The 16,483-nt window shown below is 51.4% G+C and carries 23 protein-coding genes; all 23 read left to right on the top strand.

Annotation, left to right across the window (positions count from 1 at the left end; genetic code table 11):
- Positions 1-52: 52 nt before the first annotated feature.
- The gene (locus tag OGV69_RS06920; protein ID WP_069325379.1) at positions 53-844 is read left to right on the top strand and encodes a KilA-N domain-containing protein; all 792 of its coding nucleotides are present in this window, start codon (positions 53-55) and stop codon (positions 842-844) included.
- 7 nt (positions 845-851) lie between these two features.
- The gene (locus OGV69_RS06915; protein WP_069325380.1) at positions 852-1,841 is read left to right on the top strand and encodes a DUF968 domain-containing protein; all 990 of its coding nucleotides are present in this window, start codon (positions 852-854) and stop codon (positions 1,839-1,841) included.
- Between the two features lie 14 nt (positions 1,842-1,855).
- The gene (locus OGV69_RS06910) at positions 1,856-2,434 is read left to right on the top strand and encodes a DUF1133 family protein (RefSeq protein ID WP_069325381.1); all 579 of its coding nucleotides are present in this window, start codon (positions 1,856-1,858) and stop codon (positions 2,432-2,434) included.
- A 142-nt stretch (positions 2,435-2,576) separates the two neighbouring features.
- On the top strand, positions 2,577-3,968 hold the full coding sequence (locus OGV69_RS06905; RefSeq protein WP_069325382.1) for an ATP-binding protein: 1,392 nt from the start codon (positions 2,577-2,579) through the stop codon (positions 3,966-3,968).
- A 93-nt stretch (positions 3,969-4,061) separates the two neighbouring features.
- Positions 4,062-4,448, top strand: a complete 387-nt coding sequence (locus OGV69_RS06900; RefSeq protein ID WP_003833974.1) for a phage holin family protein — start codon at positions 4,062-4,064, stop codon at positions 4,446-4,448.
- Positions 4,435-4,716: a phage holin family protein gene (locus OGV69_RS06895; RefSeq protein WP_074458562.1), complete on the top strand. Its 282-nt coding sequence runs from the start codon at positions 4,435-4,437 to the stop codon at positions 4,714-4,716. Before OGV69_RS06900 ends, OGV69_RS06895 begins: the two co-directional genes overlap by 14 nt.
- Entirely contained in the window at positions 4,716-5,333 is a 618-nt protein-coding gene (locus OGV69_RS06890) for a glycoside hydrolase family 19 protein (protein WP_069325383.1), read from the top strand. The genes OGV69_RS06895 and OGV69_RS06890 overlap by 1 nt, the downstream gene beginning before the upstream one ends.
- On the top strand, positions 5,330-5,869 hold the full coding sequence (locus OGV69_RS06885; RefSeq protein WP_069325384.1) for a DUF2514 domain-containing protein: 540 nt from the start codon (positions 5,330-5,332) through the stop codon (positions 5,867-5,869). Before OGV69_RS06890 ends, OGV69_RS06885 begins: the two co-directional genes overlap by 4 nt.
- 29 nt (positions 5,870-5,898) lie before the next feature.
- On the top strand, positions 5,899-6,123 hold the full coding sequence (locus tag OGV69_RS06880; protein WP_069325385.1) for a hypothetical protein: 225 nt from the start codon (positions 5,899-5,901) through the stop codon (positions 6,121-6,123).
- Between the two features lie 96 nt (positions 6,124-6,219).
- A complete protein-coding gene (locus tag OGV69_RS06875) occupies positions 6,220-6,582 on the top strand; it encodes a hypothetical protein (protein ID WP_069325386.1) in 363 nt (120 codons plus the stop codon).
- A gap of 110 nt (positions 6,583-6,692) precedes the next feature.
- Complete coding sequence (locus OGV69_RS06870) at positions 6,693-6,896, top strand: hypothetical protein (RefSeq protein ID WP_069325387.1); 204 nt, start codon at positions 6,693-6,695, stop codon at positions 6,894-6,896.
- A 383-nt stretch (positions 6,897-7,279) separates the two neighbouring features.
- Positions 7,280-7,825, top strand: a complete 546-nt coding sequence (locus tag OGV69_RS06865; protein WP_000453624.1) for a terminase small subunit — start codon at positions 7,280-7,282, stop codon at positions 7,823-7,825.
- On the top strand, positions 7,800-9,722 hold the full coding sequence (locus OGV69_RS06860) for a phage terminase large subunit family protein (RefSeq protein WP_048220759.1): 1,923 nt from the start codon (positions 7,800-7,802) through the stop codon (positions 9,720-9,722). The genes OGV69_RS06865 and OGV69_RS06860 overlap by 26 nt, the downstream gene beginning before the upstream one ends.
- Positions 9,722-9,928, top strand: coding sequence for a phage head-tail joining protein (locus OGV69_RS06855; protein WP_003034782.1), 207 nt, complete (start codon positions 9,722-9,724; stop codon positions 9,926-9,928). The genes OGV69_RS06860 and OGV69_RS06855 overlap by 1 nt, the downstream gene beginning before the upstream one ends.
- A complete protein-coding gene (locus OGV69_RS06850) occupies positions 9,925-11,517 on the top strand; it encodes a phage portal protein (protein ID WP_003826190.1) in 1,593 nt (530 codons plus the stop codon). Before OGV69_RS06855 ends, OGV69_RS06850 begins: the two co-directional genes overlap by 4 nt.
- Positions 11,498-12,835, top strand: a complete 1,338-nt coding sequence (locus tag OGV69_RS06845; RefSeq protein ID WP_048220760.1) for a S49 family peptidase — start codon at positions 11,498-11,500, stop codon at positions 12,833-12,835. Before OGV69_RS06850 ends, OGV69_RS06845 begins: the two co-directional genes overlap by 20 nt.
- Positions 12,836-12,844: 9 nt before the next feature.
- Positions 12,845-13,177 carry a head decoration protein gene (locus OGV69_RS06840; RefSeq protein ID WP_048216148.1) on the top strand — a complete coding sequence of 111 codons (333 nt, stop codon included), beginning with the start codon at positions 12,845-12,847 and terminating at the stop codon, positions 13,175-13,177.
- 68 nt (positions 13,178-13,245) lie between these two features.
- Positions 13,246-14,271 (top strand): major capsid protein, encoded by a 1,026-nt coding sequence (locus OGV69_RS06835; protein WP_003034798.1) that lies wholly within the window; start codon positions 13,246-13,248, stop codon positions 14,269-14,271.
- Positions 14,272-14,316: 45 nt separating this feature from the next.
- Entirely contained in the window at positions 14,317-14,721 is a 405-nt protein-coding gene (gene gpFI, locus OGV69_RS06830) for a DNA-packaging protein FI (protein WP_069325476.1), read from the top strand.
- Positions 14,722-14,732: 11 nt separating this feature from the next.
- On the top strand, positions 14,733-15,086 hold the full coding sequence (locus tag OGV69_RS06825; RefSeq protein WP_048216150.1) for a head-tail joining protein: 354 nt from the start codon (positions 14,733-14,735) through the stop codon (positions 15,084-15,086).
- A 9-nt stretch (positions 15,087-15,095) separates the two neighbouring features.
- Positions 15,096-15,650, top strand: coding sequence for a phage tail protein (locus tag OGV69_RS06820; protein ID WP_003034808.1), 555 nt, complete (start codon positions 15,096-15,098; stop codon positions 15,648-15,650).
- The gene (locus OGV69_RS06815; RefSeq protein WP_003826202.1) at positions 15,647-16,045 is read left to right on the top strand and encodes a phage minor tail U family protein; all 399 of its coding nucleotides are present in this window, start codon (positions 15,647-15,649) and stop codon (positions 16,043-16,045) included. The genes OGV69_RS06820 and OGV69_RS06815 overlap by 4 nt, the downstream gene beginning before the upstream one ends.
- A 7-nt stretch (positions 16,046-16,052) precedes the next feature.
- Positions 16,053-16,483 (top strand): phage tail tube protein (locus OGV69_RS06810; protein ID WP_286469215.1); only part of this gene is annotated, 431 nt, incomplete at its 3' end.

Below are 16,483 nucleotides of genomic sequence, written 5' to 3'. Positions count from 1 at the left end.
ACCGGCGTAGTGGGGTGCAGTCCGCTTCGCATTTCAATAAGTGGAGAAGGTTATGAATCAGTTGATGGTAATTGATGGTGTATCCGTAAGTCGTGACGTTGTTGGTCGTTATAGCCTCAATGATCTTCACCGAGCAGCGGGTGGACTTGATAAACATAAGCCAGCTTTCTGGCTTCGAAATGAACAAACGGAGCAATTAATAACCGAGTTGCAAATTTGCAACTCGGATGTACCTGAGCCAGTAAGTGTTATTAGAGGCGGAAAATTGCAGGGTACATATGTTTGCCGTGAATTAGTTTACTCATACGCAATGTGGATTAGCGCAGCATTCAATCTGAAAGTGATCAGGACGTTTGATGCCATTCAAACATCAGGAAAATCTGCAGGTGCATCCGATCGTGTTCAGGCTGGAGTAATCTTGCTTGAATCTGCTGCAAAACTGCTCAATCTTTCGAACTCATCCAAACTTGGCGCTTATCAAAAGCTCCAGCAGGTAGCAGGTTTACCTGATCTAATGCCGCATTATGCTATTGATGCTCCTGTAGGAGCCCTGGACGGTTCCAGTCGTCCGACACAATCACTAAGTGCTCTCCTCAAAGAAAAAAATATCCGCATCACAGCGAATCAGGTTTATCACATGATGTCCAGGCTTGGCATTGTTGAGCAAAAAGAGCGCTACAGTCGCACCGGTGTCAACGGCGTTAAAAAGTTCTGGTCGCTAACTGCGAAAGGTTGCATGTACGGGAAGAACATCACCAGTCCAGCTAACCCAAGAGAAACACAGCCACATTTCTTCGAATCTAAGTTTGGCGAACTACTAAAAATTATCGACATCGTAGCCTGAGGTAACAGTGAGAGCTCTACTTACACCTGAAGTTGCACCGATGACGGGGGTAGTGATATTTCGCCCAGGCAGTGAACTGATGCATCTGTTCAGACATGGGCGTGTTCTTATCGAGCCACAGGCAGAGTCTATGGCTGAGTTACCGTCTGGTCTGCTGCCTGAGACAGCTCAGGAGCTTCAGAACGATCCGTTGATGCGTGATGTCTTCGAAAATCAGAAGGTAATACATCGTGCTGGTGGACTGAATTCACTGGATGCCTGGCTCGAAAGAAAACTGGAATGTCAGTACCCGCACAGCGAGTGGCATGATCGCAACTACACCATCACCCGGCATGCGCCTGGCTCAATCCGCACGTGCTGGGGCTGTGACTTAAAAATTCGTGAGCAGTTCACTGAAGGTCTGGCGGGTATAGCCCGTGAAAACCTGGTATCTTGGCTACTGAAGGTTGTAAACGGTCAATTAGGTTTCAGTGAGGACCACATTCTGACGCTGCCGGAGTTTTGCTGGTGGATGGTCAGGAACGACCTGGCTGATGAGATACCTGAAGCCGTAGCCCATAAAGCTCTTCGTCTGAATGAAGATACTCACCAGTCGGTAACACGTGAAAGCGATATTGTTCCAACATTACCTGCTCAACAACTGGTACAGGAGAAAGCGAAAAAGATAGTGGCGATGAAGGTAGACCCGGAGACACCGGAATCCTTCATGCTTAAACCCAAGCGTCGCCGCTGGGTGAATGAGAAATACACGAGATGGGTTAAGGCCCAACCGTGCGTCTGCTGTAACAAGCAGGCTGACGACCCCCACCACCTGATTGGCCACGGGCAGGGTGGAATGGGTACAAAGGCACACGACCTGTTTGTGATTCCTCTGTGCAGAGAGCATCACGACGAGTTGCATGCTGATCCTGTGGCATTTGAATCGAAATACGGTGACCAGCTGGTCCTGGTGTTTCGGATTATAGATCGTGCGCTGGCAATCGGCGTACTGGCGTAAGTGGAGAACGCTAAATGATTAATCCTTCTGAAGTTGGTAAATCTGGTGAAATGGTTCGTCTTCGTACTCTGGAAAGCATCTGGATACAGGGTAAGTTGCGCATGTGGGGCCGTTGGTCTTACATCGGCAGTGGTAGTGGTGGGAACATGTTTAACCAGCTACTGGCATCAGGAAAAATCACCAAGACAGCTATCAATGATGCGCTGCGCCGTATGAAGAAATCAGGGATCACCAAGCCTGAACTTGAAGCGTACCTGCGTGAAATCCTCGACAGCAAAAATAAAAGCGGCCTGGCGTTCTGTTCAGACGAAGAAGGGTTGTTAGTGGATGGTGTCATTGCGTCTGTACTGATGAATGATGATTACCGATCACTCTATAGCGTGATTGTCGATCGCCATCGCCTACGCAAGAGCAAGCTGCAGATGGCCAATGAATTGCAGGCTAAACATCCTGACTGGCCGCTGATCACCTGTCGTCGACGCATTGACACTTGGCTAAGTCTGGCAGAATCGATCCTGTACGCTCCAGTTTGTGACGCATTCGGCACAAATAGCGACAGATTTAAGTTGCATAGTGAGCAAGAAAGTGCTTAAATTGTGGTAGGCTCGGGGCGTTAAAGCGAACTGAGCAACACAACATTAAGAACCCGCCATTGAGCGGGTTTTTTGCTTTCAGGAAAGACTACCAAGAAAAATTAATGGTATAGTTTTCGAAACTAAATTCTGGAGAATAAAAATGCTTTGTGGCGGTCTCTCTTTGCGAGACTTTATGCATAAGCTGCATAAGGTTTTGCGGCCAACAGGTCCTGTTGTTTCAATGGAGTTGTTATTTGGCCGTGAAAAGCATGTTACTGATCTGGAACTGGCACTTTACGCAACTGGCAGGCATGCATTTATTTATGGTGATCGAGGTGTAGGAAAAACATCATTAGCTCAAACTGTCGCATTTAAGCTTCAGGAAGAGAACGACCCAATATTGGTTGGTTGTGAAAAAGAATCCACATTCTCTAGTGTAATGAATGACATTATTTTGCGGGGCGTCCCACAAGATAAGAAGGTGGACACACAAGGCTGGTCTATAGGTCTGAATGTCGCTGGTATTGGTGGCATTAATGCGGGTAAAAATGAAAAAATAAATAATACTGAAATAAATATTGATTCGGTTTCCGCCGCTGTTCGCGCATTACAGTTTTTAACAACAGTACACTCTAAAGTTCCATATATTGTAATTGATGAGTTTGACCAGATAGAGTCAGACGTAGAGCGACAGAAGTTTGGTTCACTTATCAAGCAATTAGGTGATCAGGCATGTGAAGTTAAATTGATTTTCACTGGAATTGGTGACTCACTAGTAACATTAATTGGTGGACATAAATCCAGCGAACGCCAGATTCATCAGGTCCATCTTGATAGTTTGCCTTGGAATGGGCGCTTCCAAATCATTGACAATGCTTTTGACGAGTTCGGCTTATCCGTTGAAGAATCTGTTCGTTATAAAATTGCAGGTCTTAGCGATGGCTTTCCAAACTACATTCACTTGATTTGTGAGAAAATTCTTTTAACCTGTCAAAGCTCAATGAGAGAATTTAATGTTATTGATTACTCACTATTTATCAAAGGGTTAAATGATGCAATTGATTCGGTGTCAGAGACATTAAGGCAAAGCTATACTGATGCAACTGAAGGGCGTGATGAGTCGTATAAACATATAATTTGGGCAATGTCAGATATGGCGGACCTCACTCGCCATAAAACGCACATTTCAGAATCCTACGTCAAAATATGCAAGTCTCTCGATGTGAACCCACTAGATAAATCCACATTTGAACGGAAGTTTAGTGCGCTAAAAAAACCAGCTTTTGGCTGTATCATCATACCTGCATTAGGGAATCGTCCTGCCTGGTTCCGTTTTCGTGAGAATATGCTACGTGGTTACATTCGCATGAGAGCAGAGCAACACGGACTTGAATTAGACTTTCAAAATTACCGAGTCGCAGGGGAACACTCAGCTCGTGCAATTGGTAAATATGCAGCTTATAAGCCATTAACTAACGTTGAAGGCCGCGTCGCTAAATTGAGAGGCGATGATGATTGGCTTGAAGATCAAAAAAACGAATTAAGAAAGTAGCACAATATTAATAGGTTAATCAGGCTGCCATATGGCGGCCTTTTTTATTCCCCTCATTCCTGAGAGGACTCACAGCAATAAAGAGGGGGCTAAATGTCTGATCCGATTTCCGGTACTGGTCTGGCTGGTGGTGTCCTGACGGGAGCCAGCGTCTATGGATTTCTGTCCGGAACCGATTATGGCGTGGTGTTTGGCGCATTTGCCGGAGCTGTATTTTACATTGCAACGGCTGCGGACCTTAGCGCAGCACGTCGGCTGGCGTATTTTGTCGTGTCTTACATCGCCGGGATAATCTGCTCTGGGCTGGTGGGTTCAAAGCTGGCTGACTGGACTGGTTACAGTGATAAGCCTCTGGATGCCATCGGTGCCGTAATCGTTTCGGCTTTAGCTGTCAAAATTCTGACGTTCCTGAACAACCAGGATGTCGGCTCGCTGGTGGCGCTGATAACGCGCCGGGGAGGTTCAGGTGGTACTAAATGACCCGTCTGCAACAATCAACGCGCTGCTTTGCACTGGGGTAGTGCTGACCCTGATGTTTTATCGTCGCGGCGAATCTCGACATCGACCATGGATTTCTCGCTTAGCGTGGCTGCTTACGGTCATCTACAGCGCCGTTCCGCTGGCATATCTGTGCGGTATCTATCCTTATTCATCGTGGGCCACTATCGGGGCCAACATTATTTTCCTGTCTGTGCTGGTTGCCGTCAGAGGCAACGTGGCACGCCTGGTTGATCATCTGAGGCAATAATGAACCAATCACAATTTCAGCAGGCGGCTGGTATCAGCGCCGGGCTTTCTGCACGCTGGTTTCCGCACATTGATGCTGCAATGAAAGAGTTTGGAATCACAGCAGTTAACGATCAGGCCATGTTCATTGCACAAGTTGGGCATGAATCTGCTGGTTTTACCTCGCTGGTCGAGAGCTTCAACTACTCGGTAGACGGGCTGAAGAAAACCTTTGGTAAACGCCTGACGCCGTATCAGTGTGAAATGCTGGGGCGTGTAGATGGTAAGCAGGTGGCCCACCAGCCGCAAATAGCCAATCTGGTTTATGGTGACCGCATGGGGAATAACAGCCAGGGTGACGGCTGGAAATATCGCGGTCGTGGCCTGATTCAAATCACTGGCCGCGAGAACTACGCCAAATGCGGTGCGGCGCTGAAGCTTGATCTGATCAGCACACCAGAGTTGCTGACAGAGGAGAAGCATGCAGCTCGTTCTGCTGCCTGGTATTTCACATTACGTGGTTGCTTGATGTATTCAGGTGATGTTGTCCGTGTAACGCAGATCATTAACGGTGGCCAGAATGGACTGGCCGACAGAAATAGTCGTTATAACAAAGCGCGGGCGGCGTTGCTGGTATGACAGCTGTCTTTGCTTTTGTTAAGGCGCGGTGGAAAACAATCATTGTTTTGCTGATGTTGGCTGGTGCATTTCTTGCTGGGAACGTCTGGAGTGAGCGGGGCTGGCAAAAGAAGTGGGCTGACCGTAATAGCATGGAATCTTCACAGGAAGCAAACGCGCAGACTGCCGCACGCTGGATTGAACAAGGGCGCATAATTGCCCGTGATGAGGCTGTAAAAGATGCACAAGCACAAGCCGCTAAATCTGCTGCCACTGCTGCTGGCCTGTCTGCCACTGTTAGCCAGTTGCGCACCGAAGCAACAAAGCTTGCCGCCCGCCTGGACGCCGCAAAGCACACCGCAGATCTTGCCGCTGCCGTCAGAAGCAAAACAACCGACACCACTGCCGGAATGCTCGCCAACATGCTCGGAGATATTGCAGCAGAAGCTCAGCGATATGCTGGAATCGCTGACGAACGCTATGCCGCCGGAGTGACATGTGAACGCATTTACGACTCGGTGAGAGAGTCAAATAACAATCCCGTAGCCTCGCAATAGCGGGGCTTTTTGCTAATTGAGGTATCCAAATGACCGTTCGCGCAAAATTTCGTTGTCACTTCATCCAGAAAGCAGAAGACGATTCACACCGCACAATCCACATGAGCCCTGTGACCACAGATACCCCAGAAAACAAAACCTGGTCAAAGTACACACCTGGCGGTCTGTTGCAGATACACATCTCCAACCCAGCAGCATTCGAACAGTTTGAGCAGGGCAAAGAATATTACCTCGATATTCAGCCAACTGAATAAGCCATTCCAAAGCTCATCTGCGGGTGGGCTTGATAATGGTTTGTTGAGCTAATTAACTATTGTGATGATAAAATCCTATCCTTTATAGGAGGGGATATGTTCACTTGGATGATTGCTCACGAAGGATTAGTAAAGATTATAGCTTCCGCACTTTTAACATTTGGCTCAATCGTACTCGCCTTTAGGGTGAAGTCATTAATCGGGTTGATTGCTGATGTTCTTAATGCACACGAGAAAGCTCTTGGCGAGATAAAAGAAATTAGCGAAAACCCGAAATGGAATAATGCAGGCCGCTTAAGCGCTACTGTAGATGCGGCGCTTAAAAATGGAATGGCAGTGGCTATAGATAGATTTAACGCCAGAAAAGGCGCTGCACTGCTTGTTGTTGGTTTTGGCTCACTGGCTTTAGGTGGGGGCCTCAACGTTGCGATTGGCATATTGATGAATTTTTTCAGTTGAGCGACCGCCTCCGGGCGGTTTTTTATTGTCATTACCCTTGGCATTACCGCAGGTATTCACTGAGTGCCTGCGATAATGCTATATATGCTACTCCAGAGAGCGGAGGGGCAATGAACATTAAAAAATACTGGTTTTTTTCATGGGTCGCTTATGACTCATTAACGGGTGAAAAGTTACTCGAATATTCCGGTTCTGATACTTTCACCTCTGAGGAGGGTGTTAGTGCTGTTGAAGTGTTTGAGAGTTTAATGAGTGACTTTGAATCAAGAAGAGAAAATCTGAAAATACATTGCATAGCATTCAATCCTATCTAATTAACAAGCCTCGCATATGGACTGACCCTATAAAGTTGGACAGTTCACGGTTTTGCCGTGCGACAGGCTCACGTAGGGCAGCATGATGGAATGCTGCCCTGGTGGTGTTATCTGGCAGCAGTGTCGTTGATGATGGCATGTAAATGATAATTAATATCGTTCGCGGGTCCTTTCCGGCGATCCGGCCTGTTACGGGGCGGCGACCTCGCAGATTCTCGCTATTTATGAAAATTTTCAGGCATTTGCCATTTCCGTTCTTCTTCTCGCTAATTCATTGTTTTAACTGAAAACACCCCCTGAAAAGAAAGGAAACGATAAGCCTTAAAAACGGTTAAATAGCCAGAGGGCGTTTCCTTTCTCTGTTTTTGTGCATGGAGTGGGCTATGGAGGTCAACAAAAAGCGGCTTTCTGAAATATTTGGGGTCAGCGTGCGAACCATTCAGAACTGGCAGGATCAGGGAATGCCTGTAGCACGTGGCGGTGGAAAAGGTAATGAGGTCCTCTATGAATCTTCCGCGGCTATCGAATGGTATTCCGCACGCGACGCGGCGATTGAGAATGAGAAATTACGGAAGGAGGTGGAAGACCTTCGTCTTGCATCGGAATCCGACCTTCAGCCTGGTACGATTGACTATGAGCGTCACCGCCTCACCCGAGCGCAGGCAGATGCCCAGGAACTAAAAAATGCAAAAGATTCCGCTGAGGTGGTGGAAACCGCATTCTGCACGTTCGTGCTGTCGCGGATGGCCGGAGAAGTAGCCAGCATTCTTGATGGAGTTCCTCTGTCGGTTCAGCGGCGCTTCCCGGAGCTGGAAAACCGACATATTGATTTCCTCAAGAAGGACATCATTAAAGCCATGAACAAAGCAGCTGCGCTGGATGAAATAATACCGGGGTTGCTGAGTGAATATATCGAACAGTCAGGTTAAGGGGCTGCAGCACTCTGCGCGCGCGGGTCTACTTTCGCTGTACCGACCTGAGCCGCAAACGGCGGTTGAATGGGCAGACGATAATTACTATCTCCCCAAAGAGTCGGCCTACCAGGAAGGGCGCTGGGAAACGTTGCCATTTCAACGCGCGATCATGAATGCGATGGGTAACGATTACATACGTGAGGTCAACGTTGTTAAGTCTGCCCGTGTTGGCTATTCAAAAATGTTGCTGGGTGTTTATGCGTATTTTATTCAGCACAAGCAGCGAAATTCCCTTATCTGGCTGCCTACTGATGGTGACGCCGAAAACTTTATGAAGTCGCATGTTGAGCCGACGATTCGCGATATTCCGTCACTTCTGGCGCTGGCCCCCTGGTATGGAAAAAAGCACCGGGACAATACGCTCAGTATGAAACGCTTCTCCAACGGTCGCGGGTTCTGGTGTCTGGGTGGTAAAGCGGCGAAAAACTATCGTGAGAAATCGGTCGATGTCGCCGGTTACGATGAACTGGCGGCATTCGATGAAGATATTGAGAAAGAGGGATCCCCGACGTTCCTGGGTGATAAACGTATTGAGGGGTCTGTCTGGCCCAAATCTATTCGCGGCTCAACGCCAAAAACAAAGGGGACCTGCCAGATTGAGCGTGCTGCCAGCGAGTCCGGGCATTTCATGCGTTTTCATGTTGCCTGTCCGCACTGTGGTGAAGAGCAGTACCTTAAATTCGGCGACAAAGAGACCCCGTTCGGGCTGAAATGGACACCGGGCGAACCCTCCAGCGTCTTTTACCTGTGTGAACATAATGCCTGCGTCATTAAGCAGCAGGAGCTGGATTTCACTGAAGCTCGTTACATCTGCGACACCACCGGGATCTGGACGCGCGACGGTTTATCCTGGTTTTCATCAACAGGCACCGAAATCGACCCGCCAGACAGCGTGACGTTTCACATCTGGACGGCATACAGCCCGTTTACCACCTGGGTTCAGATCGTTAAAGACTGGCTAAAAACGAAAGGGGATACAGGAAAGCGTAAAACCTTCGTGAACACCACTCTGGGCGAAACATGGGAGCCTAAAATTGGTGAACGGCCTGACGCGGAGCTCATGGCCGAACGCAAAGAGTTCTTCGGGGCATCCGTACCGGAGCGTGTTGCTTATCTGACAGCCGGGATCGACTCCCAACTGGATCGATATGAAATGCGCGTCTGGGGATGGGGGCCCGGTGAGGAAAGCTGGCTGATTGACCGGCAGATCATTATGGGCCGTCATGATGATGAAGCGACCCTCGTCAGGGTGGACGAGGCGATTAACAAAACCTATCTCCGAAAGAATGGCGTGGAAATGTCGGTATCCCGTATCTGCTGGGATATCGGCGGTATTGACCCCACCATTGTCTACAATCGCTCAAAAAAGCATGGTCTGTTTCGCGTGATCCCAATTAAAGGGGCTTCCGTTTACGGCAAGCCTGTGGCGAATATGCCGCGCAAACGCAACAAGAACGGCGTTTATCTGACGGAAGTGGGGACTGATACCGCAAAGGAGCAGATTTATAACCGCTTCACACTTCAGCCGGAAGGGAGTGATCCTCTTGCCGGTGCCGTGCATTTCCCCAATAACCCCGAAATTTACGATCTGGCTGAGGCACAGCAGCTTACTGCTGAGGAGCAGGTTGAAAAATGGGTGGACGGGCGTAAGAAAATCGTCTGGGACAGCAAAAAGCGACGAAATGAGGCGCTGGACTGCTTCGTGTACGCGCTGGCGGCCCTGCGGATCAGTATTTCGCGATGGCAACTGAATCTTGATTCACTGCTCGCGAGCCTGCTGGAGGAAGAGGGGAACCGGACCAATAACAAAACCCTGGCTGATTATGCCAGGGCATTATCTGGAGATGAATAATGGCGACACAGACTGATCTGGATGCCGCCCGCGCTGCGTTGCACGATCTCATGATGGGAAAGCGGGTGGCAACGGTGCAAAAAGACGGCCGGCGGGTTGAGTTCACCGCGACCTCCGTCAGTGACCTGAAAAAATACATTGCCGAACTTGAGTCACAGGTTGGCACCACTCCACGACGCCGGGGACCGGCAGGATTTTACGCATGAAAACACCTGCTTTGTTAGGACCGGACGGTAAAACCGCTCTGCGGGATTATGCCGGATATCATGGCGGTGCTGGTGGCTTTGGCGGTCAGCTCCGCGCCTGGAACCCACCGAGTGAAAGCGCAGATGCTGCGTTATTGCCTAATTTTTCCCGTGGTAACGCGCGCGCTGACGACCTGGTCCGCAATAACGGCTATGCGGCAAACGCGGTACAGCTCCATCAGGACCACATTGTCGGGTCATTTTTCCGGCTCAGTTATCGCCCCAGTTGGCGTTTTCTGGGCATTGGAGAGGAAGAGGCCCGGGCGTTCTCCCGTGAAGTTGAGGCGGCCTGGAAAGAATTTGCGGAGGACGATTGCTGCTGCATTGATGCGGAACGTAAGCGTACATTCACCATGATGATCCGCGAGGGTGTTTCCATGCATGCGTTTAACGGTGAGTTATGTGCACAGGCCACCTGGGACAGTGATTCCACGCGTCTTTTCCGCACACAGTTCAAGATGGTGAGCCCAAAACGCATCAGCAACCCCAATAATGCCGGAGACACGCGAAACTGTCGGGCAGGTGTCAGAACAAATGACAGTGGCGCCGCGCTGGGATATTACGTCAGCGAGGATGGCTATCCGGGGTGGATGGCGCAGAAGTGGACCTACATCCCGCGTGAACTGCCCGGCGGCCGGCCTTCCTTTATCCACGTATTTGAACCCCTGGAAGATGGGCAGACACGCGGTGCTAACGTGTTTTACAGCGTCATGGAGCAAATGAAAATGCTCGATACACTGCAAAATACGCAGCTCCAGAGTGCGATTGTCAAGGCGATGTATGCCGCCACGATTGAAAGTGAGCTGGATACGCAAACTGCGATGGACTTTATTCTCGGCTCAGACAGTAAAGAGCAGCAAAGCAAGATGACTGGCTGGCTGGGGGAGATGGCCTCGTACTATACCGCGGCGCCGGTTCGTCTCGGCGGCGCGAAGGTGCCGCATCTGATGCCGGGCGACTCCCTGAATCTTCAGTCAGCGCAGGATACTGATAACGGCTATTCGACGTTTGAACAATCTCTGCTGCGCTACATTGCTGCAGGGCTGGGTGTGTCGTATGAGCAACTCTCTCGCAACTATTCGCAGATGAGTTATTCCACCGCCCGCGCGAGTGCTAACGAGTCCTGGGCGTACTTTATGGGGCGCCGCAAATTTGTTGCCTCCCGCCAGGCCTGTCAGATGTTTTTATGCTGGCTGGAAGAGGCCATTGTTCGCCGGGTGGTGACACTACCGTCTAAAGCCCGATTCAGTTTTCAGGAGGCGAGAAGCGCCTGGGGAAATGCAGACTGGATCGGCTCCGGGAGAATGGCCATTGACGGTCTGAAGGAGGTGCAGGAGGCTGTCATGCTCATTGAGGCGGGGCTGAGCACCTATGAGAAGGAATGCGCCAAACGCGGGGAAGATTATCAGGAAATCTTTGCCCAGCAGGTTCGCGAAACGATGGAGCGCCGCGCAGCGGGACTTAAACCGCCAGCGTGGGCGGCTTCGGCCTTTGAGTCTGGACTGAAAAAATCGAATGAGGAGGGGACCGATGACGCCAGAGCTGCGTAATCTCCCGCACATTGCCAGTATGGCCTTCAATGAGCCACTTTTACTTGAACCCGCCTATGCGCGGGTTTTCTTTTGCGCGCTCGCTGGTCAGTTAGGTATCACCCGTCTGACCGACACCGTGTCGGGCGTTACGCTTGGCGCAGAGCAGATGGCTGAACCGCTGGCACTCTTTGGTGATGATGAGGACATGGGGCCAAAGCCGGCGCGAAGCTACCAGGTCACTGATGGTATCGCGGTGCTGCCGGTTTCCGGGACGCTGGTCAGTAAAACCCGCTCACTCCAGCCGTATTCGGGGATGACGGGGTACAACGGCATCATCGCCCGCCTCCAGCAGGCAATCAGCGATCCGGGTGTAGACGGCATTCTTCTGGATATGGATACGCCAGGTGGAATGGTGGCGGGTGCCTTTGACTGTGCGGACATCATCGCCCGCATGCGGGATATCAAACCCATATGGGCGTTAGCCAACGATATGAACTGCAGCGCTGGCCAGCTGATTGCCAGTGCGGCATCGCGTCGGCTTGTGACGCAGACGGCCAGAACGGGATCCATCGGGGTCATGATGGCCCACAGCAATTACGGCGCTGCCCTTAAAACCAGCGGCGTTGAGGTCACGCTGATTTACAGCGGCGATCACAAGGTGGACGGGAACCCCTACGAGAAATTACCCAAAGAGGTACGTGCAGATTTTCAGGCGCGTATCGACGCTACCCGGCAGATGTTCGCTGAAAAGGTGGCAGGTTATACCGGCATGTCGGTTCAGGCCGTTCTTGATACTGAAGCAGCTGTGTTTTCAGGCCAGGAATCAGTAGACAACGGCCTGGCGGAGCAGCTGGTCAACAACATGGATGCGCTGAACGTTATGCGCGATGCAATTAATAAACGAACGATGATTTCCCGAGGAGGAAGCATGAAAGGTACTACTGCATCCGCAGATACCACTCAACCAGCAGCATCTGCTGACCAGACCGTGACCACCGTTGACGCGCCTGCTGTGGTCGTTACTGACCCTGCCGCGGGCGCAACTGTTGATATCAGCAGCCAGGTGGCAGCGGCGGTCGCAGCCGAAAACGGTCGCATTATGGGGATCCTGAACTGTGAAGAGGCGAAAGGGCGTGAATCACAGGCGCGTGCGCTGGCAGAAACGCCGGGAATGACCGTGGAAAGTGCCCAGCGCATTCTTGCCGCAGCACCTCAGAGTGCTCTGGCGCGCACGGATACTGCGCTGGATCGTCTGATGGAAACCGCACCCGGCACCGTCACGGCAGGTAACGCTTCTGCTGAGGCGGGTGACGATTTGTTAAATACGCCTGTTTAAGAGGTCAACATGTCTAACACTGAACAATTTACGCACAATCAGCCCCTCGGGAACAGTGATCCGGCGCATACCGGTTATGCACCCGGTGAACTGACGAAAGCAGTACCGGCGATGACGCCTCTGATGCTGGATGCCACTTCTGGCAAGCTGACCGTCTGGGATGGCCAGCATGCTGGGGCTGCCTGTGGCATTCTGGCTGTTTCCTCGGACCAGAGCAGCACTGAGCTGGCATTCTATAAGTCCGGCTCTTTCCGTATTGAAGATGTGCTCTGGCCGGATGCGGTGACAGATGAACACATCAAACGCAACGCATTCGCAGGTACAGCCATCAGTATCGTCTGACATCCGACTTAACACTAACCATCATCCACAGAAGCCGCCTTCGCGGCTTTTTTTTACGGGAAACATCTATGTCAATTTACACAACTGCCCAACTGCTGGCGGTCAATGAGAAGAAATTCAAATTCGATCCGCTTTTCCTGCGTATTTTCTTCCGTGAAAGCTACCCCTTCAGCACCGAGAAGGTGTATCTGTCGCAAATCCCGGGCATGGTCAACATGGCGCTGTACGTCTCTCCTGTTATTTCCGGCAAGGTTATCCGCTCCCGTGGTGGCGCAACATCAGAGTTTACGCCGGGTTACGTCAAGCCCAAGCACGAGGTAAACCCGCAGATGACGCTGCGCCGCCTGCCGGATGAAGACCCGCAAAATCTGGCTGACCCGGCCTACCGCCGCCGTCGCATAATCCTGCAGAACATGAAGGATGAAGAACTGGCGATTGCTCAGGTGGAAGAGAAACAGGCTGTGGCTGCTGTTCTCAACGGTAAATACACCATGACCGGCGAAGCGTTTGAACCGGTTGAGGTGGATATGGGACGCAGTGCCGGAAACAACATCATCCAGGCAGGTGCTGCGGCCTGGAGCACCCGCGACAAAGAAACCTATGACCCTACTGACGATATTGAAACCTATGCGCTGAACGCCAGCGGCGTGGTCAATATTATCGTCTTTGATCCGAAGGGCTGGGCGTTGTTCCGTTCATTCAAAGCGGTAAAAGAGAAGCTCGACACCCGTCGCGGTTCTAACTCTGAACTGGAAACGGCGCTGAAAGATCTGGGGGAAGCGGTCTCCTATAAGGGAATGTATGGCGATGTGGCCATCGTCGTTTACTCCGGGCAATACATTGAAGACGACACCAAAAAGAACTACCTGCCGGATTTGAGCATGGTGCTGGGTAATACCCAGGCGCGCGGTTTGCGCACCTACGGCTGCATTCAGGATGTTGATGCCCAGCGTGAAGGCATTAACGCTTCCACGCGTTATCCGAAAAACTGGGTACAGACAGGCGATCCGGCGCGTGAGTTCACCATGATCCAGTCTGCACCACTGATGCTGCTGGCTGACCCGGATGCGTTCGTGTCTGTCAAACTCGCCTGATGTCCATTCTGTGGCCCTGCGGGGCCCTGTTCCGGAGTTGTTCTTATGACAGAAAAAGAAAAGTTGATTGCGCGGCTTAATGAGCTTGGCGCGCAGCTTGGTCGGGAAGTGAATACCAGTGGCACCATTCAGGAGCTCTCTATGCGCATTGCGGAGCTGGAGGAAGAACTGGATGAAGGCACGGATACCGATAGTGTTGAAAATGGTGGCGTGAGTGATGGTAGTGCATCCACCGGCGCCGTAGACCCCGTGCCGCCAGTGGATACTGTATTAAGCGGTAGAACAGATGACGCGCTGACGGCAGTCGAAACGCTGGTCACGCTGCACATTGAGGCGCTGCACGCGACCCGCGATGAACGGGTATCTATTGTGGAGGCGGGGACCGTGATCCGCGTGACAGAAGCGGATGCGGACAGCCTGGTTGCACTTGGGCTGGTCCGCGAGCACTAACAGGGGGCTGTGTGGCTGATTTCGATAACCTTTTTGATGCTGCAATAACACAGGCCGATGACACTATTCGGCAGGTTATGGGGACTTCTGCAACAGTAACGTCCGGCGCTATTTCTGGCGTCACGTTGAGTGGTGTTTTCGATGATCCGGAAAATATCGGTTACGCCACACCCGGCATCCGTGTCGAGGGGACCAGCCCGTCGCTGTTTGTGAAATCAGCAACGATTGTGCAGCTGGCGCGGCTGGATACGCTGGATATTAACGGAAAACCTTTCTGGGTTGATCGTATTGGCCCTGATGACTGCGGATCCTGCCATGTCTGGCTCGGTACGGGTTCTCCTCCCACAGCAACCCGACGCCGTTAAGGGGAAACTATGTCTTTAAAAGGGCTTGAACAGGCTATAGCAAACCTGAACAGTATCAGCAATACGGCGGTTCCGCGTGCCTCAGCGCAGGCTGTTAACCGTGTCGCCACCCGGGCAGTCAGTAGAAGCGTTGCCGTTGTCTCGAAAGATACGCGGGTGCCACGCAAGCTGGTAAAACAACGCGCCAGGATAAAACGCGCCACGGCGAAAAAGCCGATGGCAATGATTCGCGTGAACCGGGGCAACCTGCCCGCGATAAAGCTCGGTACCGCCAGCGTACGGTTATCCCGCAGAAAACGGGACAAAAAAGGGGCCAATAGCGTGTTGCGAATTGGCCCTTTTCGTTTCCCTGGTGGTTTTATTCAACAACTGAAGAATGGCCGATGGCATGTGATGCGACGGACATCCAGACCCCGCTACCCGATTGAAGTGGTCAGCATTCCACTGGCAGCGCCACTGACGACCGCATTTAAAGATGAGCTGCCGAAGCTCATGGAATCGGATATGCCCAAAGAACTTCGGGCATCCCTTAAAAACCAACTCAGGCTGATTCTGAAACGATGAAACACACTGATATTAGAAAGGCCATTATTGATGCGCTGGAGAGCCATATTGGTAAAGACGCACTCTATTTTGACGGACGTCCAGCGGTACTGGAGGAGGGGGATTTTCCGGCGGTCGCTGTCTTCCTGACGGATGCCGGGTATACCGGCGAAGAACTGGATGCTGATATCTGGCAGGCCACGCTGCATATCGAAATCTTTTTACCGGCGCAGGTACCCGATTCCGAGCTCGATGACTGGATGGAGTCACGTATTTATCCGGTGCTTGGCAATGTGCCAGGACTTTCTCTGCTGATCAATAACATGGTGCAGCAGGGGTATGACTACCAGCGCGATGACGATCTTGGGCTGTGGAGTTCGGCTGATCTGAAATATTCCATTACTTACGAAATGTGAGGACGTAATGACTACACCAAACCCACTGGCGCCGGTAAAGGGTGCCACCACCACGCTCTGGATTTATTCCGGATCGGGTAACCCCTTCGCCAATCCATTATCGGATGTTGACTGGACGCGCCTGGCAAAGATTAAAGACCTGCAGCCCGGTGAACTGACTGCCGAATCAAACGACGACACCTATCTGGACGACGAAGATGCCGACTGGACTGCTACCGCGCAGGGGCAGAAATCGGCGGGGGAGGCCAGTTTTACGCTGGCCTGGAAACCTGCCGAGAGCGGGCAGCAGGATCTGGTTCGCTGGTTTGATGACGGTACCGTGCTGGCGTACAAAATCAAATACCCGAATGGCGCCACCGATGTGTTCCGTGGCTGGGTAAGCAGCCTGGGTAAAACGGTGACGGCAAAAGACACCATTACCCGTTCTGTCAAAATCAG

Source organism: Citrobacter sp. Cc139 (assembly GCF_030334645.1).
GTDB classification, from domain to species: domain Bacteria; phylum Pseudomonadota; class Gammaproteobacteria; order Enterobacterales; family Enterobacteriaceae; genus Citrobacter; species Citrobacter werkmanii.
This window is presented reverse-complemented; position numbering and strand designations above follow the sequence as displayed.

Coding starts and splice junctions, on each gene's coding strand:
- OGV69_RS06920 (WP_069325379.1), top strand. CDS start 53: ATGAATCAGTTGATGGTAATTGATGGTGTATCCGTAAGTCGTGACGTT.
- OGV69_RS06910 (WP_069325381.1), top strand. CDS start 1,856: ATGATTAATCCTTCTGAAGTTGGTAAATCTGGTGAAATGGTTCGTCTT.
- OGV69_RS06905 (WP_069325382.1), top strand. CDS start 2,577: ATGCTTTGTGGCGGTCTCTCTTTGCGAGACTTTATGCATAAGCTGCAT.
- OGV69_RS06900 (WP_003833974.1), top strand. CDS start 4,062: ATGTCTGATCCGATTTCCGGTACTGGTCTGGCTGGTGGTGTCCTGACG.
- OGV69_RS06890 (WP_069325383.1), top strand. CDS start 4,716: ATGAACCAATCACAATTTCAGCAGGCGGCTGGTATCAGCGCCGGGCTT.
- OGV69_RS06885 (WP_069325384.1), top strand. CDS start 5,330: ATGACAGCTGTCTTTGCTTTTGTTAAGGCGCGGTGGAAAACAATCATT.
- OGV69_RS06880 (WP_069325385.1), top strand. CDS start 5,899: ATGACCGTTCGCGCAAAATTTCGTTGTCACTTCATCCAGAAAGCAGAA.
- OGV69_RS06875 (WP_069325386.1), top strand. CDS start 6,220: ATGTTCACTTGGATGATTGCTCACGAAGGATTAGTAAAGATTATAGCT.
- OGV69_RS06870 (WP_069325387.1), top strand. CDS start 6,693: ATGAACATTAAAAAATACTGGTTTTTTTCATGGGTCGCTTATGACTCA.
- OGV69_RS06865 (WP_000453624.1), top strand. CDS start 7,280: ATGGAGGTCAACAAAAAGCGGCTTTCTGAAATATTTGGGGTCAGCGTG.
- OGV69_RS06855 (WP_003034782.1), top strand. CDS start 9,722: ATGGCGACACAGACTGATCTGGATGCCGCCCGCGCTGCGTTGCACGAT.
- OGV69_RS06850 (WP_003826190.1), top strand. CDS start 9,925: ATGAAAACACCTGCTTTGTTAGGACCGGACGGTAAAACCGCTCTGCGG.
- OGV69_RS06845 (WP_048220760.1), top strand. CDS start 11,498: ATGACGCCAGAGCTGCGTAATCTCCCGCACATTGCCAGTATGGCCTTC.
- OGV69_RS06840 (WP_048216148.1), top strand. CDS start 12,845: ATGTCTAACACTGAACAATTTACGCACAATCAGCCCCTCGGGAACAGT.
- OGV69_RS06835 (WP_003034798.1), top strand. CDS start 13,246: ATGTCAATTTACACAACTGCCCAACTGCTGGCGGTCAATGAGAAGAAA.
- gpFI (WP_069325476.1), top strand. CDS start 14,317: ATGACAGAAAAAGAAAAGTTGATTGCGCGGCTTAATGAGCTTGGCGCG.
- OGV69_RS06820 (WP_003034808.1), top strand. CDS start 15,096: ATGTCTTTAAAAGGGCTTGAACAGGCTATAGCAAACCTGAACAGTATC.
- OGV69_RS06815 (WP_003826202.1), top strand. CDS start 15,647: ATGAAACACACTGATATTAGAAAGGCCATTATTGATGCGCTGGAGAGC.